The organism is Cyclobacterium plantarum, assembly GCF_011290685.1.
In the GTDB taxonomy this organism is placed as follows: Bacteria; Bacteroidota; Bacteroidia; order Cytophagales; family Cyclobacteriaceae; genus Cyclobacterium; species Cyclobacterium plantarum.
Genome location: NZ_JAANYN010000002.1, coordinates 66049 through 92005, shown reverse-complemented (window position 1 = coordinate 92005; position 25957 = coordinate 66049). Strand labels below are relative to the sequence as shown.

General features: G+C 44.6%; 15 protein-coding genes. 12 read left to right on the top strand and 3 right to left on the bottom strand.

All coding sequences use genetic code 11. The features are described 5' to 3' along the window. Positions 1-54: 54 nt before the first annotated feature. The 3 genes from G9Q97_RS04475 (at position 55) to G9Q97_RS04465 (ending at position 6432) form a co-directional block, all read left to right on the top strand. Complete coding sequence (locus tag G9Q97_RS04475) at positions 55-2871, top strand: M16 family metallopeptidase (RefSeq protein WP_166143595.1); 2817 nt, start codon at positions 55-57, stop codon at positions 2869-2871. An 89-nt stretch (positions 2872-2960) separates the two neighbouring features. Then, the gene (locus G9Q97_RS04470; protein WP_246255416.1) at positions 2961-4082 is read left to right on the top strand and encodes a sialidase family protein; all 1122 of its coding nucleotides are present in this window, start codon (positions 2961-2963) and stop codon (positions 4080-4082) included. Positions 4083-4149: 67 nt separating this feature from the next. After that, the gene (locus G9Q97_RS04465) at positions 4150-6432 is read left to right on the top strand and encodes a hypothetical protein (protein WP_222851919.1); all 2283 of its coding nucleotides are present in this window, start codon (positions 4150-4152) and stop codon (positions 6430-6432) included. A 3-nt stretch (positions 6433-6435) separates the two neighbouring features. On the opposite strand, the gene G9Q97_RS04460 is transcribed toward G9Q97_RS04465, so the two are convergent. Then, a complete protein-coding gene (locus G9Q97_RS04460; protein ID WP_166143589.1) occupies positions 6436-7617 on the bottom strand; it encodes a lactonase family protein in 1182 nt (393 codons plus the stop codon). Positions 7618-7687: 70 nt separating this feature from the next. Then, entirely contained in the window at positions 7688-9514 is a 1827-nt protein-coding gene (locus G9Q97_RS04455) for an alkaline phosphatase (RefSeq protein ID WP_166143588.1), read from the bottom strand. Between the two features lie 261 nt (positions 9515-9775). On the opposite strand from G9Q97_RS04455, the gene G9Q97_RS04450 reads away from it, so the two are divergent. From G9Q97_RS04450 to G9Q97_RS04415, 8 genes are all read left to right on the top strand, one after another. Continuing rightward, on the top strand, positions 9776-10054 hold the full coding sequence (locus G9Q97_RS04450) for a YtxH domain-containing protein (protein WP_166143586.1): 279 nt from the start codon (positions 9776-9778) through the stop codon (positions 10052-10054). A 73-nt stretch (positions 10055-10127) separates the two neighbouring features. After that, on the top strand, positions 10128-10850 hold the full coding sequence (locus G9Q97_RS04445) for an SDR family oxidoreductase (protein WP_166143584.1): 723 nt from the start codon (positions 10128-10130) through the stop codon (positions 10848-10850). Between the two features lie 300 nt (positions 10851-11150). Further along, positions 11151-13427, top strand: a complete 2277-nt coding sequence (locus G9Q97_RS04440; RefSeq protein WP_166143582.1) for a response regulator — start codon at positions 11151-11153, stop codon at positions 13425-13427. A 266-nt stretch (positions 13428-13693) separates the two neighbouring features. Continuing rightward, positions 13694-14725: a Gfo/Idh/MocA family protein gene (locus tag G9Q97_RS04435; protein WP_246255414.1), complete on the top strand. Its 1032-nt coding sequence runs from the start codon at positions 13694-13696 to the stop codon at positions 14723-14725. Positions 14726-14739: 14 nt separating this feature from the next. Further along, positions 14740-16083, top strand: coding sequence for a Gfo/Idh/MocA family protein (locus G9Q97_RS04430; protein WP_166143580.1), 1344 nt, complete (start codon positions 14740-14742; stop codon positions 16081-16083). A 75-nt stretch (positions 16084-16158) separates the two neighbouring features. Beyond that, the gene (locus G9Q97_RS04425; RefSeq protein WP_166143578.1) at positions 16159-17625 is read left to right on the top strand and encodes a sodium:solute symporter family protein; all 1467 of its coding nucleotides are present in this window, start codon (positions 16159-16161) and stop codon (positions 17623-17625) included. A 1295-nt stretch (positions 17626-18920) separates the two neighbouring features. Then, the gene (locus G9Q97_RS04420) at positions 18921-21560 is read left to right on the top strand and encodes a DUF5686 and carboxypeptidase regulatory-like domain-containing protein (protein WP_166143576.1); all 2640 of its coding nucleotides are present in this window, start codon (positions 18921-18923) and stop codon (positions 21558-21560) included. A 1085-nt stretch (positions 21561-22645) separates the two neighbouring features. After that, a complete protein-coding gene (locus G9Q97_RS04415) occupies positions 22646-23446 on the top strand; it encodes an alpha/beta hydrolase (protein WP_166143574.1) in 801 nt (266 codons plus the stop codon). Positions 23447-24019: 573 nt separating this feature from the next. Here the strand turns inward: G9Q97_RS04415 and G9Q97_RS04410 are convergent. After that, positions 24020-24856 carry a sugar phosphate isomerase/epimerase family protein gene (locus G9Q97_RS04410; RefSeq protein WP_166143572.1) on the bottom strand — a complete coding sequence of 279 codons (837 nt, stop codon included), beginning with the start codon at positions 24854-24856 and terminating at the stop codon, positions 24020-24022. A 235-nt stretch (positions 24857-25091) separates the two neighbouring features. Here G9Q97_RS04410 and G9Q97_RS04405 point away from each other — a divergent pair, with 235 nt between their 5' ends. Continuing rightward, positions 25092-25883, top strand: a complete 792-nt coding sequence (locus G9Q97_RS04405) for a glycerophosphodiester phosphodiesterase (RefSeq protein ID WP_166143570.1) — start codon at positions 25092-25094, stop codon at positions 25881-25883. Positions 25884-25957 lie beyond the last annotated feature (74 nt).

Genomic DNA, 25957 nt, shown 5'->3' with positions numbered 1-25957 from the left:
TTAGCATATTGACTGTCTTATTGAGCAAATAACTTTCTTTTTACGATATATAAAATGAAGATTAGGCAGCAGTTTTTATTAACCCTATGTTTTAGTTTCATTGTTTTTTCCAACCTGGCCCAGGTCGATTCTTCTCAAATTGTGCCGCTGGATAGCAGGGTTAAAATTGGGCAGTTGGAAAATGGGATGCAGTATTACATACAGTATAATCCCAAACCTGAAAGCAAATTGGAGCTTCGCCTGGCGATTAAGGCGGGGTCCATGCAGGAGAAGGATAACCAGCTTGGTCTGGCCCATTTTGTGGAACACATGGCTTTCAATGGCTCCGAAAACTTCGAGAAAAACGAACTGATCAGTTATTTACAATCCATAGGTGTCGCTTTTGGCAGTGACCTGAATGCCTATACCAGCTTTGATGAAACGGTTTACATGTTGCCCATTCCCACAGATGAAGAAGAGAAATTGAATAATGGTTTTCAGGTGATGCGGGATTGGGCTGGAGGACTTTTGCTGGAGTCTGAGGATATTGATGCGGAAAGGGGGATAGTAGTGGAAGAATGGCGGACCGGACAAGGAGTGGATCAGCGCATGCGTGACGCTTATCTGCCCGTACTGCTTCATGATAGCCGATATGCTAGGAGACTTCCCATAGGAGATATGGACATCATTCGAAATGCATCGGATAGCCTAATCCGTGCATTTTACAAAGATTGGTACCGACCTGAATTGATGGCTATTGTCGCCGTCGGTGATGTGCCTCCCGATAAGGTTGAAGCATTGATCATGAAGTATTTTGAAGACCTGGAAAATCCAGTAGATGCACCCGAGAGGACCTATCATGAAGTTCCGGAGCATGAAGAGAATTTTGTGAAGATCGTTACAGATGAGGAGGCACCAGGTATTCAGGTTCAGTTGTACTACAAACACCAGCCTGAACCCACCCGAACCTACCAGGACTACAAAGATAGGGTGTTAAGAACCATGTTTGGGGGCATGCTGACCCAAAGGCTGGATGCGATCCGGCAAAAACCTGACGCACCTTTTATTTTTGCAGGGGCCAGGTATGGCAGTCTGGTGAAAGGCCTGGAGTTTTTTACCACTTCAGGTGTAGTAGGCCCGGGCAAAGCCAAAGCTGGCTTGCAATCTTTTTTAGAGGAAAATCAGCGCCTGATGCAACATGGTTTTACCGAAAGTGAACTGGAGCGGGTGAAACGCTCACTCTTAAATAGTGCAGAACGCAGTTTCAAGGAAATGGACAAGGCGGAATCCAGATCCCTGGTGGGCAGGTATGTCTCTCATTTCCTGAACCAGAGTTTTGCGGAAGGGTCGGAGAAAAGGCATGAGATTTACCAGGAAATTATTCCCCAAATTACCCTAAGTGAAGTGAATGAACTGGCTGCGCAATTGATACGGGATGACAATACGGTGGTGATCATCACTGCTCCTGAGAAAGATAAGGCAAGCCTTCCAGGCGAATCCGAATTACTGGCCTTATTGGAAAATGCAAGGGAGATCGAAACAGATCCCTATCAGGAAAAGGAATTGAGAGAAGAATTGTTACTTAGTTTCCCGGAACCAGGAAAAATAAAAACTGTGGATACATTGGCATCAGTGGGGCTTGTTACGGTAATGCTGGAAAATGGGTTGAAAGTCCATTTTAAGCCTACAACGTTTAAAAATGAAGAGATTCTCTTTACGGGATCCAGTGAGGGGGGAACTTCTCTTTATCCCGAAGAAGATCATTACAGTGCCGCCTATGCAGGTACCGCCGTCAATATCATGGGGATTGGAGATTTCTCTCCGTCCGATTTGAGAAAGGTATTGGCAGGTAAAAATGTGCAGGTGACCCCGAATATTGGCACCTATTCCGAAAATATTTCAGGTAACACTTCTCCAAGAGATTTCGAATTGGCACTGCAGCTGATCCACCTGTATTTCAGTGAACCCAGAATGGACAAAGATCTTTGGGAGGTCTTTTTGACCAACCAGAAAAACCAATTGGAAAGTGCCGCTGTCAATCCTGATTTTCAGTTCAATAAAAAAGTCAATGAAATCATCAGCAATGGCAATCCTAGGGGGATGGGCATTTATTCTCCGGAACAGCTGGAAGCCATTGAAGTGGAAAGAAGTCTGGAAATCTACCGGGAGCGGTTTGGGGATATTGCCGATTTTGAATTCCTTTTCACTGGAAATATTGATCTGGAAACGGCCATACCCCTGATAGAACTTTACCTGGGAAGCTTGACGGGAAATCCTTTGGAAGAGGAAGAAGAATTCATTGATCTGGGAATCCGGCCACCCAGCAACCAAAGGGAACTAATAAAGGTAGGAGTAGATGACAAAAGTCAGGTGATTTTGTATTTTAATGGTGAAACTCCCTACGACCTGGAAAAATCCCAGCAATTCTCCTATTTGGGTGAAATATTGACCATCAAATTGATAGAAACTTTGAGGGAGGAAATCGGTGGCGTATATGGGGTCAGCGCCAGAGGGGCTTTGAGCAGAGTTCCTGAAGAACGGTTTGCCTTCACCATAAATTTCCCCTGTGGGCCGGATGCGGTTCAGGAATTGACCGATGAGGTATGGAAGGAAATTGAGAAAATTCAGGAAAATGGTCCCGATGCGGAGGACCTTGAAAAAGTGAGGGAAACCAAACGCATCTCACTGGAAGAAAATTTGAAGCGGAACGGATTTTGGCACGGGCAAATCAGTGCGGCAATTAGTGGAGATATGCCATTAGATACGGTTTTGGGTGCTGAGGACAGGGTATTGGGGGTGACTGCAGATCAGGTGCAGTCAATCGCCAGGGAATTTCTCCAAAAACCCTATTTATTACAGATTATAAGGTATCCGGAAGGCTACGAGGAGTAGTTTTCATGATCTATTGTTAAAAAATAATTTCATACAAATTTTCTAATGTTGTTTTCATTATGGTACTGTACTTTTTACTTGTTTTTTGCTTGAGCGTATCCCCTGACGGGGAGCGCACTTCTATAATTCCAGGTAATGAAGAAATGGATCTTTTTGTTAATGGAGAGGATGGGTACCATACTTACCGGATTCCTTCGCTTTTATTGGCAAAGGATGGTACTTTGCTGGCCTTTGCGGAAGGCAGAAAGTCTGGCCGTGGAGACACGGGTAATATAGACCTGCTATTAAAAAAATCTGTCGATGGTGGGCGAACCTGGACCAAACAGGAGGTCATCTGGGATGATGGTGACAATGTCTGTGGCAATCCCAATCCGGTTTTGGATGAAACTACAGGCGATATTCACCTGCTATTAACCTGGAACAGGGGTGATGACCATGAAGGTGATATCATTTTAAAACGCAGCAAGGATACCCGCAGGGTTTTTGTCATGTCCTCAACAGATCATGGGAAAACATGGTCTGAACCCAGGGATATTACTTCTGGCGTCAAGCGTCCTGAATGGGGCTGGTATGCAACCGGTCCGGGAGTAGGGATTCAAATTAAAAACGGTCCCCATAAAGGGCGATTGGTTATTCCGGCCAACCACAGTTACGATGATCCGAAAGGAAATGTAAGGGGAGGAAAATATGAATATGGTGCTCATGTGGTATACAGTGATGATAATGGCAAAACCTGGCAGCTGGGAGGAGTGATCAGACCTAAAATGAACGAAAGCCAGCTCATTGAAATGGCGGATGGCAAGGGCACCCTGTTGATGAATATGCGATCCTACTTCGGAAAAAACAGAAGGGCTTTATCAGTAAGCCAGGATGGGGGAGGTTCCTGGTCGGATCCGGTGGAGGCACTGGCATTAGTGGAACCGGTTTGTCAGGCGGCTTTAATCCGGTATTCCTGGCCAGAGGACCCCACCGGAGATCTGGTTTTATTTGCCAATCCTTCAAGCACGAAAAGGGAAAACATGACCGTAAAATTAAGCCGCGATAGTGGAAGAACATGGGAAGCTTCGCAACTGCTTTTTGACGGTCCTTCAGCTTATTCTGCCTTGGCTGTAATGCCGAATGGCGAAATTCTCTGTCTCTTCGAAAAAGGGGATCAAAGCCCTTATGAAAAGATATCTTTGGTCAGGCTAAGCCTGGATGATTTTCAATAAGCCAATAGCCAGGACCGATAAAATCAGGGATTAAAAATGAAATGCAGGCTACTCTGATCTCAAGACAATGTTTCAAAAAAAAAGTGAATGCATGGAATGGATGTCCGGTTTTATAATTTATGCTAGAATGATATTGGATGGCAAAGGCTCATGGAAATGGCTAACAGCCGGTTTATCGATGCTGTTGTTTGTATTTCCAGATCTGGACCTGCCGGGACAGTCTGCAGAGTTTCCCGGGAATCCCGAAGTCATCCCCATAGACCGCCCCGGCTATTATGGAGAGGAGGGAAGTACCTATGTGCTCACCAGGGATATCTACGCTGAAAAAAGTGCTTTTTTTCTGGGAAAAGATATCACCCTGGACCTGAATGGGCATACCATCACTTTTGCCAATGGGGCCTATGACAGCCTTAAAAATGGTGGTTTCGAAGATGGGCTGGACGGCTGGGATCTTACAGAAGCACCAGGGGCCGAATTATTGGAAACCCGTAAAACGCGCCCATTCATTGGTGAAAAATTACTTGGTTTGAAAAAAGGAGATCAAATTGTTTCCTCCTACATGGAAGTACCCTATGCCAACAGATCCTATTATGCGATCTGTGGTATCACAGGCCACGTATTTAGGGATATGACGGGGGACCTGAACAATGAAATGAAAATCAGCCTTCTGGTGGAGGACGAAGGAGGGAAAGTGGTGGAGGTATGGACTGATTACGGATCAGAAACCACAAAGAGCAGTCCTGTATTTAACAAAAGTCCCCGGTTGGGAGGGGGATTTATTGTGGCCCATTTGCAGGGTCTTCCGGCAGGAAAGTACAGGCTCCGGATAAAAGCTGAGACGGATTGCCTGGTAGATGAAGTTGGTATTTTTCCCGCTTTTGACGTAGGTATTGGAATTATTGGTAAAACCCATCCAAAAGGACATTACGATCATTTGTATGAAAATCAACATGCTGCATTTTATGATTATACGGCCAATTTTCAAAGTGGCACCCCTTTGCCGGGAATTCCGCAGGTAAGCGGCAGGGGAACCGTCACGATCAAAAACGGCACCATTATATCCGGGTCCCGCGGGGTAATGAGCTGGGGTATTCAATCTACGGCTGATGAGGTGCAGGTGATTCTGGATCGGGTGACCATCATCAATCAGGGGATCAATGCCACAGCGGTTGATGTGCCCCAAGCCCATATCAGTCATTGTAGGTTTGAAGTGAACAACCCCCAATTGATCCACAGGCACGGGTCACAGCATTATGCGGTGGACCTTAGAGGTAAAGGAGCTTCAGAAGTAGCCTACTCAGCGTTTAATGGAGGGCAGGGCTGTCTGGTGTTTAAAGGAGTGAGCTCTTCCATACATCACAATACATTTGTGAATCAACAAAGGGTTACCAACCATTACAGCATCATGGCTATGGGAGACAGCTCCCTGATTTTTGAAAATGACATTGTACCCGAAATTGGTTCCGGTATAGAGATTTTCAGACACAAAGGCATAGAAATATTCAATAACAGGATCCGGATAGCAGCCTCCCCACCGACGACAGAATATGGAAAGGAAGAGTTCAGCACCGCTGCCATTAGAATTGCCGATTACGGGGACAAGCCGGGTTCTCCAACAGGAGCGTATGGGAACAAAGTATATAACAATACAATTGAAGTATTAGGTCGTACTTTTCCGGAATACCCGGAATACACACCCATGGCCTGGGGAATTTTTTACAGTGCCAGTGCAGGCAATAATCTGATCTTGGGTAACCACATTACGGTGAAGCATCCGGATGCATCTTCTCAGTCGGAAGCAGCTGCTTTTTACATTGGAGGAGGGCTGAGCGGTTTTGGTGGAGAGTTTCGCAGCAATCAGGTATTCTCGAATGTTCCCGCTGCCTGGATAGCTTCCCGCTATGGAGGAACAATCAATACCCGACTGGCATTCAATCAATTTACCAATACCAGTGGAAGGGACATGCATCCTTTTCGCATGGGTTGGGAATCCTGCGGAAGCTGCTATGCCAAAGAGGTTACCTTTGTTGGTAATAGTTATGATAAAATGGATTTTGGCATTGATCAGACCAAACAAGCCCACTCCTATCAGCGGATGATGCCCCTCAAAGTAATTTGGAAGGGCACTTCCCAGGCAATGCCCTCCATCCGGGTGGAGGAGGAGAGTGGCGCGCTCATTGAGCTGGGGGAATTCAACAAGGAGGGCTGCTGGCAAACTGAGTTGTTGCTTGAATCCTATCGTCATCCACATTCAATTGTTAGGGAAGGATATTGGATTATTGTTGGCAATGAAAAACGCCTGGTATCCGGTGAAACCTCAAATTCCCTTACTTTTGGGGTTGAAGATTAGCTGTTATTTTAAAAATAGCTGTTCTATAAATACTGGCCTGGGTATGGAAATGCTTGTTCCGGTTGACTCAGGGATTCCGGATTGGTCGTGAATCCTGAAGATAACGACATTATCTGACTCCATATTGGCTACAAACAGTAAATCTCCTTTTTCATCCACTTTAAAATTTCGCGGGTGCTGACCTCCTGTAGGCACATGTTCCTGAAGTTTAAGCAGGCCGGTTTCCTGATCGACATGGTATATGGCCAGGTTATCCTGACCTCTGTTGCTGGCATAGAGCCACTCGCCATCCACCGATAAATGAATGTCGGCCGCAGCATTGTAGTCGCTTTGGATTTCAGGTGAAAGCATGGGTACCCGGTTCATGAAAGAAAGGTTCCCACTTTTGGGATCTACCCTATAAATGCCTACTGTGCTGCTCAGTTCTTCCAGAGAATAAGCATATGGTAAATCAGGATGCAATAAGAAATGTCTGGGTCCTGATCCCGGTTTTGTGGGGAAAATTTCGGGCTTTTGGCCCACACTGCCTTTTTTGGAATGAACCTTGTATTTCAGAATCTGGTCTATTCCCAAATCCGAAGCATATACCCAGTTACCATCAGAGGATGGAATCATGGCGTGCATGTGCGGTTTGGTTTGGTTGGGATGAACACTGCTGCCCTGGTGTTGGATAAAGGAGACTGCCTCACTGATACCCCCGGATTTCAGAATTTTGAAACTGCTCAGATTACCCCCCTGGTAATGGGAAACGAAAGCTACCTGACCCGAAGGGTCTACGCTGATGTGGCAGGGACTGGCTCCCACCGATGAAACCTGATTGATCATAGAGAGTTTCCCTGTTTTGTCATCAATGGCATAAGCCACAATGGTACCTGCAGGATCATGCTCATCTTTTCCTTCCCGGTAGGCGGCATAGAGGAATTTTTCATTTGGATGCAATGCCAAAAAGGTGGGACTTTTTTTATCATGAACCGTTTGGATGGTTTCGGTACTGAGATTTTCCCGGTTGAAGGCCAATACATACAAACCCTTGCTGTCATTTTCACTGTAGGTTCCGATGTACAATATCTCGTTTTGGGTTTGCGTCATGGCTACTGGAGAGAAAAACAATAAGGGAAATGAAGCTATCAGAAATCTGGAAAGCATTCGCAAAGTATCATATGACAGGAAATCTTTTTGCTTCATGGCTTAAGGTACTATTTTTTTGTGAATATCAGGTAGAATAATCAATTGATTTAAAGCCTGAGAAATCGGACTATTTGAGGTATTGCTGTATGGCTGCAATGATTTTATCAAAAATCGCAGTATTCTCATAAACACCCCTGAAGGTATCCGACTGTGGGCCATAGGCAAAAACTGGTACCATTATCCCGGTATGGTCTTCGGTAGAAAATTCAAGTTCTACCTCCTGACGGTTCAGGTTACCTTGTGGAAGGCTAATGCCCCCTGTTTCATGATCAGCCGTCACAATGACAAGGGTCTGCCCATCCTTATCGGCATAGCGAAGGGCTTCAGCCACAGCAAGGTCAAAATCTATCCCTTCCTCTATGATGGTGCTGACCTCATGGGCATGTCCTCCGGAATCGATAAAGGCTCCTTCCACCATTAAAAAGAAAGGTTGCTTTTTGGATTGGAAATAGGCCAGACTGGCTTTGGTTGCATTTTTCAGATAATGCTTTCTTCCTTGCATGACTTTGGGAAGACCATGGTTGGAAGCAAAATATCCTACCCGGGAAGCATTGCTGGCAGCTAGTTCCTCCAGGGAGCCGGCCAGATAAAACCCATGGGCTTCCAGCGTTTTGGTTTCATCTGTACCAAACCTCAGGAAATCATTTTTTCCGCCACCTATAAATAGATTCAGCGGACTTTTTGGCAGATCGGAAGCAATTTCCCTGATAAGGTCCCGCTCGGACTGCTGGGCATAAAAAGCGGCAGGTGTTGCTCCGGTAATATTATCGCTGGTCACAATTCCAGAATTGAAGCCATGAGATTTTAAATATGCAGGTAAATTCTCAGCTGCCGATCCATCCGGAAGGCTTCCGACACTTCTGTTTTTTGCCTTTTTGCCCGAAGCCAGGGCAGTACCGGCTGCAGCAGAGTCTGTGGTAAAATCATCGGCAGCCTGTGTTTTTATCAGTCCCATATTTTTCAATTGGGTGATGGTAAGCTGATTGTCATTGGCATACATGGTGGCAGATAGTTGGGCCAGCCCATTTCCGTCACCAATCAGCAAAATGACATTTTTAACCTTTGATGGTATGCCATCGGTTTCGAAAGTGGGTCGGTATATTTCGCTGACATTGGGACTTTTATACAGCCTTTTTGGCAGGCTTTTCAAATAGGGTCCGGCTGCATAGGGTTGATCGGTGTTGATATAATCCACACCCATTTCGCTTAATGACTTCCAGGCTGTTTTGCTGTCTGGAGTAGCCCAAAACCTGAATGGCTTTCCGAAACCATGTGCGATTTGGATGGGTTTTTTTAATTTTTCTGCATCTTCATCGGTTATCCTTCCCTTACCGTTCCACTGGGAAAATCTTCCAAAACTCAAACTGAATAGCTCGATTTTATCAAGGGGTAAATCCAGCGTGTCTGTTGTGCTCTGATAATCAAAATATATTGGGAAAGGGTATTTGTCGTAGTCTTCTGTGGCAGGACGATTTCCGGATACCACTATTTTGACAAATGGGTTTTCCCGGTTTTCCCATAAAGCTGCATAGGGCTGTATGTCTTTTAACAATTGCTCCATGGTGGAATAGGCCTCTGTTTTGAAATCTACCAATAGCATAAAAGGTTCCTGATGACCAATTCCCAGTTCTCTGGCCTTCAATATGGGATCCAGGTATAGGGAGGTTAAAGTTTGGCCATTTTTGATGCTTTCCTTTTCATGGGCAACAAATAAGGTGTCGTTCATCAGGATGACATCAGCTTCAATGGACTTCGCTCCGGAGGCATAGGCTTCCCAAAAAGGAACATTTTGCAGGTAATCGTTGTGACTGTGAATTTTGGGCTGCTGGGCAGCCAGGCTGAAAATGAGGAAAAATGACAGTATGCCAGTGAAACAACAGGTTTTGTAATGCATATGTTGGAACAATGTAATGAATGTATATTTTCGTAAAAATACCATAAAGGGAACGATTATCTTGTTTGGCTTTGGTTAAATTTTAGTTACTATGCTGGATTTTTACTTCTATTGGCGATAATCGGTATAAATAGCAGGGTTTGATGTGAGAAAATAAATTTTATCGCAACTTTGGTACAAATGTTGTTGTTTCTTAAGTAGAGAATTTCTTCTGAAATGGAGATGAGTTTTTCATATTTTAAACCATTAATATCAGATATTATGAAATCAGCGAAAATAATTTTAAGCGCATTAGCAGGAGTAGCAGTAGGAGTACAGATTGGTTTATTGATCGCTCCGGAGAAGGGAACTGATACCCGTAAAAAACTGACCAAGAAAGGAGAGGAATATTTGAAAGACATTAATGGTCAGATTGATGGCCTTCTGAAGGGAATGAATGAAAAAATGGATAAGATGAATAAAAACATTGCTACCGTTGCAGAAGAGACCAAAGCCAGGGGAAAGGAACTTTTGGCAGAAGCAAAAGATAAAACCAAGTAAATTTCACACTTATTTTGCAGGTCAATGAATATTCATTGGCCTTTTTTTGTTTATACCTAAAACTAAGACAATTATGACATTAGTAAATACTACCGCCATCATTACAGGAGGTAATACAGGAATAGGATTTGGCATAGCTGCAGCACTGGTCGCGGAGGGAGTTAATGTGGCCATCACCAGCCGCTCAATGAAGAGGGCCAGTGAAGCCGCTGAAAAGATCAAGAAAATGTCCACTTCCAAAGGAGAGGTACTTCCCCTTGAGGTGGATGTGAGGGATTTTGATGCCCAAAAAAAAGCCGTACAAGCTGTACTTAAGGAATGGGGCAAGCTGGACTATTTTGTAGCCAATGCAGGTGTTGGCCATTTTGCCCCCATTCAGGAACTTTCACCGGAAAAATGGCACGAAACGATTGATACCAATTTGACTGGTGTATTTTATGGGATCAAAGCGTCTGTGGATGCCCTTAAATCTACCAAAGGTTTTTTTCTCACCATCTCCAGTCTGGCAGGTACCAACTTTTTCGCAGGGGGGTCAGCCTACAACGCCAGTAAATTCGGGCTTACTGGCTTTTCTCAGGCCATCATGCTGGATTTGAGGCAGGAAGGCGTGCGGGTGAGTACCATCATGCCAGGCTCGGTGGCTACCGGCTTCAACGACCATGAGGTAAATGATAAAGATGCCTGGAAAATCCAGATTGAAGATATTGGCGAAATGGTTGTGGGACTGTTCAAATTAGACCCCCGTACCCTACCCAGTAAAATTGAGGTCAGGCCCAGCATGCCTCCAAAGAAATAAAAACTTCACAACGGTAATTTCAAAAACCGGTACTCTTGTAAGTGCCGGTTTTTTTTAGCTTTTGATAATGGAATAATAAGACATCTCCTCATTCGTTTTTTGACGGTATACCGGAAGATTTTTTCCGACAAAGGGCTGGATTTTCATGCATAAAAAAACGTATAAATCTGGTTGGAAATTCAGAAAAAATAATAATCTTTGCATATAAAAGATGATTTTATCCTTTATAGACAAGATTTTGTATTTCAAAGGTTTAAAAACACCTTAAGTTTTAATTTGATTTTTTAAAAGCGGAATGAGATGTGGGGAAAATTAGTAAATGCCTTGTTTCACCAAAGGCTGAAAGAAGCGGACGATCGGATTTTCAGGACTAGACTGACCATACTGTCATGGGCCTATTTATCTACCGCCCTATGTTTTATTCAATGTGTAACATTCGTTTGGGTTTTTGGTGAAATACAGGATGGTTCTATCAGTTTCATTCCATTTATGTTCCTGCATTTGCTGCTCCTTTATTTTCTTATTTTTAAAGAGTGGCTCATCCCATTGGCACACGTGAAGATCGGCTTGTTACTGACACCTATATTGTTAAACTTATTCATCATGCAGGATAGCATCATTCTGATGGTAGATATTGCTTCCTTTTTTAACATTTTGATATTTAGCCTGATAATTCTTTCCCCGCGATGGACTATTTTCTATTTTATCTTAAGTTTTATCCCGGTTGTTTGGGGCTATTTGAATTATGACAGCCAGCTATATCATCAAATTTTTTATGGCTATGAAGGTGGAGACTATGTTTTTGTATCTGTTCTGGCCTATTTATTGGTCATGGCTTTTATATCTTTAATTTGGATTAAAAACGCCTTGTTAAAATCCATTATGGTTTTGTCCGAGCAGTCCGGTTTATTAAAGAAACAGAGGTCCAACCTTTTGGCCCAAGCCAGGGAATTGGAAATGGCGAACAAATCACTGGAACTTCAAAGGAAGGATGCAGAAAAGGCAAGAGAAAATGCAGAATTGGCCAATAAGGCAAAAAGTACCTTCTTGGCCACCATGAGTCACGAAATCAGGACCCCTATGAATGGTGTGTTGGGAATGGCAGGATTGCTGAAAGAAACCACTTTGGATGAAGAGCAGCGGGAATTTACTGAAATCATCTGTACCAGTGGGGAAACCTTATTGAATGTCATCAATGATATACTCGATTTTTCGAGATTGGAATCCGGTGACGTAGCCATTGATCCCCATGATTTTAATTTGCGAAGCAGCATTGAAGAGGTGTTGGATCTGTTTTCAAGACAAGCATCAAAAAAAGGTGTAGACCTCATTTATCAGCTTCCCAATGAGCTTCCGGTATTCATGTGGGCTGACGGAATGAGGTTAAAGCAAATCTTGATAAATCTCGTAAGCAATGCTTTAAAATTTACTTCAGCAGGCGAAGTCCTGGTAAAAGTGGAGGCAAAGGCGCAGGTAGAAGATGAATGGATGCTTAAATTTTTGGTGCAGGATACCGGAATTGGTATTCCCGCTGATAAGATCTCCCGTTTATTCAAATCCTTCTCGCAGGTGGATGCGTCCACCACCAGGCAATATGGAGGAACAGGCCTGGGCCTGGCCATTTGTCGTCATTTGGTGAAGCAGATGGGAGGGAAAATAGGAGTAGCCAGCAAGGAAGGAAAGGGTAGTGTTTTCTATTTTTCCCTGCCCATGAAAGCATCAGAAAAAGGTGATTTGCCAGAGGAAAACCAGGTCGACCAAAGTGCATTGTCTGGCCGAAAGGTATTGATAGTGGACGATAATTTTACAAATCTGAAAATTCTCAGCCTTCAACTGGAAAACCTAAACATGAAACCCTGCGTAGCTTCTTCAGCTAATGCTGCCCTGGATATTTTAGCTAAGGAAAAGGAGATTGAACTGGTGATCACAGACATGGACATGCCAGAAAAAAATGGCCTTCAATTGGCAAAAGCCATTCAGAAAAAGTACCGGGATAAACCCATTATATTACTGAGTTCTATAGGCGATCAATCCAAAAGAAAAAATCCCGGATTATTTTCAGCCGTTTTGAATAAACCGGTTAAATATCAGCAGCTAATGCAATCCATACTTGCGGGCTTAAATGGCCAATCAGGAGAAGTTTTGTTACAGCACAAGTCAAGGAAAAATCTGGACCCGGAATTTTCCAGGAAATATCCCCTGCGCATTTTGGTGGCTGAAGATATGGCTATCAATCAAAAGCTTATCCTGATGATCTTACACCGTTTAGGCTATCAACCTGAATTTGCCAATAACGGTATTCAAACAAGGGAAATGGCGGTAAAAAATGATTATGATTTAGTTTTAATGGATGTTCAGATGCCTGTCATGGACGGACTGCAAGCTGCGGTAGAAATTCGAAACGAAATGAAAGAAAACACCCCGCAGATCATTGCCATGACAGCAGGAGCCCAGCAGGAGGACAAACAGCGGTGTCTTGCAGCAGGAATGGACGGCTATATATCCAAACCCCTTGTAATGGAAAAGCTGATGGGTGTATTGATTAGTGCGGCTGATCGGGTAAGGGAAAGCGCTTGATTACTTTTTCCATTGATCAAAAGGATACTCCTGGTTCTGATTATCCATGGTATTTTGTAAACCAATCATAATTAGGGTTTTATCGATAATTCTATTATTTCGGAAAATTTTTGTCGCTGCATTGGTACGGGGAAATTGGCGTTTCATGTAATTTTTATCGCTGCTTCTTTGATTTTTTTACTAAATTGTAGGATGAATTAGCAAATATTCGAAATATTAATCCAATAATTCTTTATTAATATAGCATAAGTATTCCGATATAAAACATGGATAACAGAAGAAAATTTATGGGAAAGGTCGCTGTGGCGGGTTTGGGCCTTGGCCTTGTGCCGCAAGCTTTTTCCATTGGAAAACCGCTTGTAAGACGAAACAAGAAGGTCGGTATCATCGGCCTGGACACTTCGCACAGTTTGGCCTTTACCAAAGCATTTAATGCATCCGATGCCGCAGCAGATTTGGGGGGGTACAAGGTAGTGGCCGCCTACCCGCATGGCAGCCAGGATATTCCTTCCTCAGTGGAAAGAATTCCGGGGTATACTGAAGAAATTCAAACCCTGGGCGTGGAAATCGTCGACTCCATTGCCTCCCTCCTGGACAAGGTGGATGTGGTACTTTTGGAGACAAACGACGGGCGGCTTCACCTGGAGCAGGCCCTGGAAGTATTCAAATCCGGAAAAACCGTATTTATTGACAAGCCGATTTCGGCCTCTCTGGTTGATGCCATTGTCATTTTTGCGGCGGCTAAAAAATACAAAGTACCGGTATTTTCCAGCAGCTCACTTCGGTATATGGAGAATGCCGTCGCTGTTCGGAATGGCGAGATTGGAAAGGTCCTGGGAGCAGAGGCATTTAGTCCGGCAAAATTAGAACCAACGCATCCGGATTTATTTTGGTATGGAATACATGGTGTGGAAACGCTCTATACCCTTATGGGTACCGGATGTGAAACGGTTCAGCGAACGTATACGGAGGGTGCTGACCTGGTAGTGGGTACCTGGGAAGAAGGTAGAATCGGGACGTTTAGAGGAACACGTGTTGGTAAAAGCGGTTACGGCGGAAGGGCCTTTGGTGAGGAAGGCATTATGGATATGGGCTCCTACGGAGGCTACCGCCCTCTTTTGGTGGAAATAGCCAAATTTTTCGATTCCGGAAAAGCTCCGGTGTCAGAAGAAGAAACTATTGAAATCTTTGCCTTTATGCAGGCAGCAGATGAAAGTAAAAAAATAAATGGACAGGCCGTTTCCCTTCAGGCCGTTTTGGATAAGGCAAGACGGGAGGCCGCTGAAATTAAAATATAAATTTACGCAGTAAGATGAAGAACGATAGAAGAACCTTCGTAAAAAAAGCGATTGCAGGGGCGACATTGGCCTCGGTAGGAGGCATGTTACCCGGTATGTCTGCCAAAAGCTATGGACGAATCATGGGTGCCAATGAACGCATCAATGCCGCCAGCATGGGTGTGGTTAGCCGGGGTCATGCCGTGGGGACCAATTTTGCCAGCCAGGAGCAATGTGATGTGATTTACAGTTGCGACGTGGATATCCGGGCAGCGGAGAAATTTGCCGGTTCCGTAAATGAAATTCAGGGCAGCAAGCCGAAGATTGAAAAAGATATCCGCAAGGTATTGGAGGACAAAGATGTGGATGTATTGATCGTAACGGCCCCGGACCACTGGCATGCTCCGGCCGCACTAATGGCCCTGAAGGCCGGCAAGCACGTGTACCTGGAAAAACCCTGTAGCCATAATCCGCATGAAGGTGAACTCCTGATGGAAGCCCAAAAGAAATACAACAAGGTAATTCAAGTTGGTAACCAGCGCCGCTCCTGGCCCAATGTGATGAAAGGGATTGAGGAATTGCACAACGGAGTGATAGGCAGGCCTTATATGGCCAAAACCTGGTATGCCAATAACAGGGGCCCAATAGGCGTAGGAAAGCAGGTACCGGTTCCGGAATGGCTGGACTACGAACTTTGGCAGGGACCTGCGCCCAGAGAAGCCTACCGGGACAATATCCTGCACTACAACTGGCATTGGTTCTGGAACTGGGGCACCGGGGAAGCCCTGAACAACGGAACGCACATGGTGGATCTCGCCCGCTGGGGCCTGCAGGTGGATTATCCTAATCGTGTAAATTCCTCCGGAGGCCGTTACCGGTACAATGACGATTGGGAGACACCGGATACCCAAATCATCAACCTGGAATTTGACAACAATTCCGTCATCACCTGGGAAGGCAGAAGCTGTAATGGCAAACACATAGAAAACGGAAGCGTCGGCACCTTATTCTATGGGGAAGAAGGTAGCCTGCTGATAGAAGGAGGAAATTCCTATAAAATTTTCAACCTGAAAAATGAATTGGTGAAGGATGTGAAAAACGATCAGGAAATCGATCCCACCAACCGGACCAATCCGGCACAGGCCCTGGATGCCATGCACATTCAGAACTTTTTTGACGGCATCACTAAAGGTACGGAAGTCAGGTCTGAAATCGTTGGTGCGCACAAAAGCACGCTACTGGTTCAACTGGGAAATATAGCCCAGCGAGTGGGGAGGACATTGGATATCGACCCAAAAACCGGGAACATTCAATACGATCCTACAGCGATGGAACTCTGGAAACGGGAGTATGAGCCCGGTTGGGAACCAACCGTCTGATAGTATTTTGTGTTTTTGAAGGCCAAACTTTTACCGTTTGGCCTTCTTTTCAATTTAACCCCAAAAAAGTTTCCCATGGAATTGAGTACCACCGACCTGTTTGTGATTGGCCTGTTTTTTATCCTGATGCTGCTGATCGGCGTCTGGTCCTACTTTAGAAATGATGATGCAGAGGATTATTTTGTCGCCGGAGGGAAGCTTCCCTGGTGGTTGTCAGGAATTTCCCATCATGTTTCCGGTTACAGCGGTGCAGTCTTTGTGGCCTATGCCGGGCTGGCCTATACCCATGGTTTTTCGGTGTATATCTGGTGGGCATTAACAATCGGCCTGACGGTTATTATTTCGGCGAAGGTATTTCCTGTATTCTGGGTCAGGCTTAGAAAACGGTTCAAAATCCAATCTCCCCTGGAGTTTTTGGAAACCCGTTACAACCTGGCTACCCAACAACTGATGGCCTGGAGCGGCGTTATTTTGAAATTATTTGACATCGGTGCCAAATGGGCGGCCATAGCCATTTTATTAAACGTGTTTACCGGTATTTCCCTGACATGGGGGATTTTAATTTCGGGGGGAATATCCCTGCTCTATATCACCTTTGGAGGCTTGTGGGCGGTGATCATTACCGATTTTGCCCAGTTCATTGTACAGATCATTGCCGGACTGGTCATGTTTGTGGTGGTCGTGCAGAAACTGGGTGGTTTGGAATCCGTTTTCACCGTTTGGGATCAATTGCCTGAAGGCAATGCACAGGCTTTCAACGATCCCTACACGGTTGGTTTTGCCCTGGCATTCCTGTTTATCAATTTCCTTTCCTATAATGGGGGGCAATGGAACCTGGCCACGCGCTACATTTCTTCCCCTACGGAACAACAGGCTTCCAAGGCAGCCTGGCTGTCGGGGGCCTTGTACCTGGTTTGGCCATTGATTTTGTTTTTTCCCATGTGGGCTGCCCCCGTACTCCTACCCGATATGGAAGACCCTACCCAATCCTATGGTATTCTTACCATGGAGTTGTTGCCCGTTGGTTTGATTGGTTTGGTGATCGCATCCTTGTTTGCCAACACCATGTCCATGACCTCTTCCGATATCAATACCATCTCGGCCGTGATCTCCCGGGACATTTTACCGGCTGTCAATAAAAAATTCCGGAAGGAAGCCACCTCCCTCACCACAGCCAGGATTACCACTTTTCTGTTTACCCTGGGGACCATTGTGATTGCGTTGCAGTTTGAACGGTTTGGTGGGGTACTGGGATTGATCATCAGTTGGTTTGGTGCTTTGGTAGGGCCCATCGCCATCCCCATGCTTTTTGGGCTGATTCCCTGGTTCAAATCCTGCGGGCCAAAGGCAGCCATTGGATCCATTTTGGTGGGGCTGCTGGCCTTTGTGATCACTAAAAATGTGGAATTAAACAGCCTGGCCCTGGAAGTAAGCCTGCCGGTACTGTCGTCTGCTATTACCTATATACTAGTCGGCTTTCTGGAAAGGGATACCGTACCCGATAAAGTCAAACAGATGTTGTCGGATATCGCGCAGGAGTAGCCGTATGTGTCCAAATCCGCCTTGCCAGGGTGCACCACAGATTACTCAGATTAGCACAGATAATAATTCTGGGTGAAGTATGCTACTTCACCCAGTTATTTACGGAATCATAAACAGATAAAACCTGCTAAAGAGCCATTTGTAATGGCTTCTCGTATGCTTTTTAAAGTGCGATTTTATATACGATTGATCTATGGCTTTCGGCATTACAAATGCCTCGTATACATAACCAAACGAATAGCAGGGATGTAGTTGCAAACTACACCCAGAGAGGGGTTTATTTTAAAGCACGATTTTCGTTACGGTTGGTGATTGGCTTCCGGCATTACAAATGCCTGGTATACGAAACCAATCTGATAACTGGGATGTAGTTGCAAACCACCCAGAGAGGTTTTTGGGGATTACAAATCCCCCTTATCTGAACCACGGAATTACAAATTCCGAGGAGCGGGCAGCCAATCGGATATCCACTTCCACCTTATCCACTTTATCCAATCATTTGTTTTGATTTTAAAGCCAACTACTAGGTTTGATGGAATGTCGGCAAATAAGGAAAGCGGGCAGGCTGGCACAAAACCGGGGGTGCGGCAGGGATGCGGGGGGAAGGATTTTTGTGCCTTGATCTTTTGGTACTTTTGGATCTAAGCCAAAAGTACGAAAGGATTCTGCGGTTTGATTCAGATAGTTACGGTTGTCCTGCAATACCCTTATATCGGTGAGCAAAGACAAAATCCCTCCGCCGCGGCGGAGGGAAATAGGGGGATTTTTTCGCAAGCGTACCGTATTAACATTTCTGTAATCCAGGATTTAGGTACCCAATAACTTAATTAGTACTGGGTGAAGTATGGCACTTCACCCAGTTATTTACGGAATCATAAACAGAAAAAACCTGCCAAAAAGCCATTTGTAATGGCTTATCGGTGCATTTCAAAGCACGATTTTTTTTACGGTTGATCTTTGGTTTCCGGCATTGCAAATGCCTCGTATACATAACCGAACGAATAGCAGGGATGTAGTTGCAAACTCACACCCAAAGAGGGGTTCATATTAAAGCACAATTTTCGTTACGGTTGGTCATTGGATTCCGGCATTACAAATGCCTCGTATCCGTAACCAATCGGATACCTGGGATGTAGTTGCAAACTACACCCAGAGACAGTTTTGGGGATTACAAATCCCCCTTATCTATACCACGGAATTACAAATTCCGAGGAGCGGAGTTAAAAAATGTCAAAACTATTTTTTATTTATTTATATACCGTTTTTTTAGGTGAAATTACCTTTATTTTTACGATATGATTGGTTTTTCCAGGGAATTAAAGCTGTTGTCTTGCTTAGTGCTTTTTCAAGCTTTTATTTTCAGTGGATCATCACAAGGGATCAGAGGCTTGGTCACTTCTGAAGAAGGCGAACCCCTGGCTTACGCAACCGTTTTTGCACGGAACCTGAATGATGGCATCCCCACCAACCAGGATGGGCTGTTTGAATGGAAATTGCCACCTGGAAACTATGATATCATTGTCCAATACCTTGGCTACCAGTCTAAATTGCAGACCGTAGACGTAAAGGATAACTGGGTAGAACTGGATGTAAGTCTGGAAATGCAAACGTTTGCCTTGCAGGAAGTAGAGGTAAAGGGGGATCAGGAGGATCCGGCACTTACCGTCATGCGCAAAGCCATAGCAAAAGCAAAATTTCACCGCCTGCAGGTTCAGGAATACAGCATGATGGTGTACATTAAAGGAACGGGAGAACTGACCAATGCTCCCTTTTTCCTGAAAAAGAAACTGAAAGAGGAGGGAGTTGGCCTCAATGAGGCCTATACTTCAGAATCAGTCTCTAAAATTCACTTTAATCAGCCAGATGAAATAACTGAGACGGTAATCAGTATACGGTCCACTGGTGAAAACAACCAGACTTCCCCTGCTCCCTATATTGGGGCCAGTTTTTACGATGAGCAGATCAATGGAGTGGTTTCCCCTCTGTCCAGGTCAGCCTTTGTTTATTACCGGTTCAGGTTAGAAGGAAGTTTTTTTGATAACGGAGTTTTGGTAAATAAAATAAGGGTTATTCCCCGTTCGAAAGGAGAAAAAGTATTCGATGGATATATTTATATTATTGAGGATTTATGGGCCATTCATAGCCTGAATTTGAAAACTTCCCTCATGGGGTTCGATATTGGGGTAACCCAGCAATATGCTCCGGTGGAGGAAAACATCTGGATGCCCCTGACCCATACCTATACTTTCGGGGGAAAGTTTTTTGGTTTTGCCGGGGAGTACCAGTATTTGGCATCAACCAGGGATTACCAAATCACGCTGAATCCCGATCTTCTGGTGGATACCAGGATTCTGGACGAAAAAGTAGAGGAGATTCCCGATCACCTTCCGGAAATTACCAAAAGCGCAGACCCCATCGAACAGTTGGCAGCAGCTGATCAGATGAGTAGAAAGGATTTCAGAAAAATGGTCAATGCCTATGAAAAGGAATCCTTGAAGGAAAGAGAGCAGGCGGAAGTCCTATCCGAAAGAAACTATAAGGTAGATTCCATGGCCACCAAAAGAGATCTTGTATATTGGGATAGCATCCGGCCGGTCCAACTGACAGCCAAAGAAATACAAGGCTATCGCAGGGACGATAGTTTGGCTGTGGTGGAGGCGGCCCGTGAAAGTGATGTTGACTCCGTGGCCCAAAAAGCCAAAAGAAAATTCCAACCACTTGATTTTCTAACGGGTGGAGATTACAGTTTTGGGAAAGGCAGGTCTGCAGGTTTTCATTCCAATTGGACCAAAATGTCATTCAATACAGTAGAAGGGTTTAAAATCGGATTTTCAGGATACTACCGGGCTGAGAAGAACACAAAAATGGCAGACAGTGTAACCAACCACTTGCGGTCCTGGAATTTCAGACCAGCATTCAGGTATGGTTTTGCAAGTAAGAAGCCCTATGGAATGCTGCATATCAGGCGGTCGGTGACCAAAGGAAGGCCGGGCCATACCTGGGGTATAGAAGGCGGGAAATACATTTACCAATACAATGGGGAGGACCCCATCAATGAGCAGGTCAATGCCCTTTATTCCTTGTTTTTCAGGCAAAATTACATGAAACTGTATGAGAAAACCTTTACCAGATTATACCTGGCGCACAGAATCACGGATGCCCTCACCTATAGGGTGGATTTCCGATTCGAGGATCGGGTGAATCTGGAGAACAATTCCGATTATAGTTTTTACAATAAGCCGGAACGAAGGTATACGTCCAATCGACCAATGAACCAGGAAGCAGGGAACGAGGCCTTTGCACCAAATGAGGCGGTTTTGGTTAGTGGCTCCATTGAGTGGCGTCCTGGATTGAAATACCGGATAAGAAACGGAAGAAAATTTCCGCTTATGGAAACGGCGCCCCTGGTGAAATTTAACTATAACAAAAATTTTTCAGGAGCTGGCAAATTCGATCACCTGGAACTAGGACTGGAGCATGCGCTTAACTTCGGTGTAAGTGGTAAATTGGATGTAAACGTACAAACAGGTACTTTCCTGAATCATTCTCAGGTCTATTTTATGGACTTCAAACATTTTGGGGGTAACCGGACCATCTTTAGTAATATGGGAGCGGCCAGCAATTTCCGGTTTTTGGATTACTACCAATACAGCACCGCAGGTCACTACTTCAGTAGCATCATGCATTATCAATTCAGAAAATTTCTTTTTACCCAATTGCCGGTGCTCAGGTTTTCAGGCATCCGGGAAAATCTTTTTTTCAATTATTTAAAAACCCAAAACGCACCCCATTATTGGGAGTTGGGTTATTCATTGGACAACCTGTATCGGATTTTTCGGGTAGAGATTGGTGCCGGTTTTGAAAACGGCAATTACAAAAGAGGCGGGATTCGCTTTGGTATCGCTACTTTCATTCAGGTCAATGTAGGGGAATGAGGTTTGTTTGCGAGTAAATATCCACCTGGGAAAAATTTTCAAAATATGAGCTGCCAGGGAAAATCTAAATCATTCCATTAACCTTCGTATTATTTTTTGCCCCGGGTTTTAAGAAGGCGGGTAAAAACGGTAAGAAGCCAACTGGTGTGATGCTGACATTTTCTGATCGTATACCGATGACGGGTTTGCTCGTCACTGCGAGATTTAACATTTTAAAAAACGCTGAAATCAGGATGACGATTGGTATTTTGCAATAAACGGGATATAAGGTTATTGTTGGTTTTATCAGGATTAGATCTTAACATCATCTGGTAAACCTCTTATTCTCTGTACTTTTTCCTTGATGAAAAAGTACCAAACCCGCCTCCCGGAGGGCAGGAAATCAAGACAAAAAAATCCTTCCTCCCACAAGCCTCCTGCGCACCCCGGTTTTTTGTCGGGCCAGCGCTCTTTGCGTAATTAAATTTATCTCTTCTTTATTTAACAGATTTTTTAGGGTTTCTTCTTTACCAAAAATAGCTGATTCAATTTCTTCACCGGTATGCTAAGCATTTAGAAAATACACCAAACAGGATGATAGTGTTGATTTTTTAATACATTGATTTACAGTTTTTTAATATACTCGTCATCGGTAGGGTGAAGACGGGAATAAAAAGGAATCGAAAATAGCCATCCACCCGCGGCAGTCTGAAGGGGTACGTGGACGACCTTTCGATCCTATTCCCATTTCCCGATGGATTAATGCTGCCGCTCCGAATCAGATCGCTCCCTTCGACAGGCTCAGGGGCCCGCTGTGCTCGCGATGACGGTAGGTGTACCGATGAGGTATTATATAAAATATGTTGAATTTTCAATAGATATAAACAAATACCGTCATCCCGGTTTCTGCGTTTTTTAAAATGTTAGGTCTCGTGATGACACTATTCTATTCCAAAAAGGGACAGATGACAGGAAAAGGCTACTCGCTTTATCTGATTTGAAATTTTCTTATCGATAATCGAAGTTCTCAAGGATAGCATTTTATATCATGCCTTTCCGGCCTTCAAAGGTTATTGTTAATTTGGGAACTTGGTTTAAGCTGTTTTATGAAAAGTAGGTTTATGATCCCGATGATATTATTTTTAATGCTGATCTTGATGGCTTACGGGTTGGTATATGCTTTTCAGGAAAAGTTGCTTTTCTTTCCTGAAAAACTGAAAAGCAATTTCCTCTTTCAATTTGACCAGAAATTTGAAGAGATGAACATTCGGATGAGCGATGGCATTTCATTGAATGCATTGCTATTCAAAACCGATCATCCAAAAGGCCTTATTTTTTACCTGCATGGAAATGCCGGATCATTAAGAACATGGGGTGGGGTAGCTGAGGTTTTTACCGATTTGGGTTATGACCTGTTTATATTGGATTACCGAGGTTATGGCAAAAGTGAAGGTACGATTCAGGATCAGAAGCAAATGTATCAGGATGTTCAAAGGGCCTACGATTTGTTGAAAAACAGGTATCCCGAGCAGGAGATCATCGTTTTGGGATATTCTATGGGCACTGGTCCGGCTTCAAAACTGGCGTCCGTCAATCAACCCAGACTTTTGATTTTGCAGGCACCCTACTACAGCTTATCCGATCTGGTGAAGCATTATTTCCCTATTTTTCCTTCCTTTTTGCACAAATACCCTTTTGAAAATTTCCGGCATATCCAAAAATGCAAGATGCCGGTGGTGATTTTTCATGGTGAACAGGACGAAGTCATTTATCCGGGGTCTTCCATTAAATTAAAAGCACATTTTAAAGAGCAGGACTCCCTGATCATGCTTAACGGTCAGCAGCACAATGGAATGACGTTTAACCCTGAATATCAATTAAAAATAAAGGAAATATTGAATCGATGAGCTGCAATTGTACACTTAACTCGTCTAAACATTTTTTAGCCATGCATACCTGTGATTTATTCAGCGGCTTATGACGGATAGCCGACTCCTCGACCGCTAGCCTTATCAATGAGTGGATTCTATTGGTGCTGATGGACATTGACGGAATTGGGGAAATTAAAGCTCCTTCCGTGCTCATAATTAAATATCGTAGACATTAATTGGATTGTGAACCAATCCCTCCGCCGCGGCGGAGGGCAAGGGGGATTTTTTTACGTAACTATCAATATTTCAGTATATTGAATAGTTGAAATCTTCGAAAAAATCCCCCCAACCCCCTTTAAAAAAAGGGGGAATTGTTTACGTTGGGATTTTTAGGTACGTAAATACATGCAGGTTGTGGCAAATTACTAGTACCGCTTACCGTTTCCAATGCTGCCGTAAGCCGATCGAAGCCAAATCCGTCCGCCGCGGTTGAGGGATTTGCTGAAATGCAACGGGAATGCTGAGTAGGTGTCATTTGATCGGGCTGTCCAAAAGTGAAACGCTTAATGTACCTACTATACCCATCACCACCAATCCCCCTTTTCCTCCCTAAAAGTGTGCCGCTACCCGCTTGAAATACTCCATGCTTTCCTTGACTTCCGGCAGGTTGTTTTCCCAGTTGTGTTCGTATTCGGCAGAAAAGACGCCTTCAAATCCCTGCCGGTGGAGTTCGTGCAGGACTCCCGCTACATTGCAGTTGCCCGTACCCCAGGGGATATCATGGGCATCCCTTACGCCAGCTTTGTTCAGGTCTTTCATGTGCAGACTGATGATACGGCCCTCCAGTTTGCGCAGACTTGCCACCGGATCCAGGCCAGAGCGTACCCAGTGGCCAATATCCGCACAGACCCCCATCAGTTCGGAACGGCCTTCCAGAAAGCGCAAGGGTACCTCCGGATGCCAGTACATAGAAGGCAGAGGGTGATTGTGCAGGGCGATTTTGATTTGATGTTCCACTGCCAGCTTCTCAATCAGGTCAAACTGATTGGGTCGGGGCTCTGTTGTCAGTATGCCAATGCCCATTTCTTTGGCAAAAGCAAACAAGTCCGGCCATTCCTCATCACTGGGGCTGGCTACCCCATAGGCCACGGCTTCGATATCGTAATGTTGCAATAAGGATTTGATTTTATCTTTATCTGCCTGGGAGGCAGAAAAATGCGTCGTGGCATCACCTGTTTTGGTGATTTTTTGGCCGGGATACAGCTCCACATAGCGTACACCTATGCTGTTTAACTTTTCAAGGGTTTCTTCCAGGGAAAAGAGGCGAAAGGTATAGGCCTGACTGCCCAGTTTCCATCCGGAGGGCATTTCCTGCTGCGCATGTGCAGTGAGGGTAAGATAGGCGGTCAATGAAAGGATTAAGGAGCGAAGGAATAAGGTTTTCATATAAATCAGGTTTTTGGGAAATAACTTTTTGTTAAAACTACTTATTTTTATCGAATTCTAAAATTGTCGTACTTGCGTTAAGCAGGAAGGTGATGGTTTTACACCCAATTTTCGTGGAGAAACGACCATCCTATTGGGCTATTACTTCCTGAAAAAAATGAAAGGCAAACACTAAGGATCAATCTATTGACAAATGAAGGCTAATGTGAACTATTTTTTACCTATAAATAAACGAATGCAGCGAATTAAATGGCTACTGATACTATTTTTTTCGGGATGTTGCCATTCCCCTCTTTTGGCCCAGGAATCAGGCTTTGCTCCCTTTCAACTTATTGCACACAGGGGAGGAGTGGTCAACGATACCCTACCCGAAAACAGCCTGGCGGCCCTGGAGGAAGCCATAAAGAGAGGATACGATCGGGTGGAAGTGGATGTCAGGCTGACCAAAGACAGCCTGTTGATTACCCACCACGACCGGGATTTTCAGCGCTATTACGGGGTGAATCGGGAGGTATCCGACATGAGCTGGGAAGAGATACGTGAATTGAGAGGAAGTGAGGGCCAGCAGGTACTTACACTGGAAACCGTTTTGGCCCATTGCCGGGGCAAGATCAAGGTGATGATCGATAATAAAATCTCCGGATTCAGCGAGCCTCTTTTTGAATCCCTGCTCGCCTTGCTGGATGCGTATGGACTGCGGTCCGGGGCACTCATGATCGGTACCGAAGCATCCACGGAGTATTTTACCGGAAAGATTAAACTTAGCTGCAGTATGGACCAACTGAAGGAAAACCGGAACCGGGCCGATTTCAGCCCGGACCATTACTACTTGTTTTCCACAGCTATTTCCCCGCAGGAGTTCGAATGGGCCACCGAACAGGGTTTTTTGGTGGTAGCCGCCCTGAATGCCTGGGTGTTTGAAAATGGCCGGATCCGGGAGCCGGCCGAAACGGTCGTCGAAAACCTAAAACAGGCGGGCGTTCGTACCTTTCAAATCGATTCCGTTTACGAGCCGTTTTTCAGGTAGGTTTAGCAATTTTGTTTATCCAGCCCCTGGTTTCTAATTGCCTTTAATACGGAACATTTCGCTACTATTGGTGA

Bases quoted from the DNA above. Each gene is read 5' to 3' on its own strand.
- G9Q97_RS04475 (WP_166143595.1), top strand. From the start codon at position 55: ATGAAGATTAGGCAGCAGTTTTTATTAACCCTATGTTTTAGTTTCATT.
- G9Q97_RS04465 (WP_222851919.1), top strand. From the start codon at position 4,150: ATGTTTCAAAAAAAAAGTGAATGCATGGAATGGATGTCCGGTTTTATA.
- G9Q97_RS04460 (WP_166143589.1), bottom strand. From the start codon at position 7,617: ATGAAGCAAAAAGATTTCCTGTCATATGATACTTTGCGAATGCTTTCC.
- G9Q97_RS04455 (WP_166143588.1), bottom strand. From the start codon at position 9,514: ATGCATTACAAAACCTGTTGTTTCACTGGCATACTGTCATTTTTCCTC.
- G9Q97_RS04450 (WP_166143586.1), top strand. From the start codon at position 9,776: ATGAAATCAGCGAAAATAATTTTAAGCGCATTAGCAGGAGTAGCAGTA.
- G9Q97_RS04445 (WP_166143584.1), top strand. From the start codon at position 10,128: ATGACATTAGTAAATACTACCGCCATCATTACAGGAGGTAATACAGGA.
- G9Q97_RS04440 (WP_166143582.1), top strand. From the start codon at position 11,151: ATGTGGGGAAAATTAGTAAATGCCTTGTTTCACCAAAGGCTGAAAGAA.
- G9Q97_RS04435 (WP_246255414.1), top strand. From the start codon at position 13,694: ATGGATAACAGAAGAAAATTTATGGGAAAGGTCGCTGTGGCGGGTTTG.
- G9Q97_RS04430 (WP_166143580.1), top strand. From the start codon at position 14,740: ATGAAGAACGATAGAAGAACCTTCGTAAAAAAAGCGATTGCAGGGGCG.
- G9Q97_RS04425 (WP_166143578.1), top strand. From the start codon at position 16,159: ATGGAATTGAGTACCACCGACCTGTTTGTGATTGGCCTGTTTTTTATC.
- G9Q97_RS04420 (WP_166143576.1), top strand. From the start codon at position 18,921: ATGATTGGTTTTTCCAGGGAATTAAAGCTGTTGTCTTGCTTAGTGCTT.
- G9Q97_RS04415 (WP_166143574.1), top strand. From the start codon at position 22,646: ATGAAAAGTAGGTTTATGATCCCGATGATATTATTTTTAATGCTGATC.
- G9Q97_RS04410 (WP_166143572.1), bottom strand. From the start codon at position 24,856: ATGAAAACCTTATTCCTTCGCTCCTTAATCCTTTCATTGACCGCCTAT.
- G9Q97_RS04405 (WP_166143570.1), top strand. From the start codon at position 25,092: ATGCAGCGAATTAAATGGCTACTGATACTATTTTTTTCGGGATGTTGC.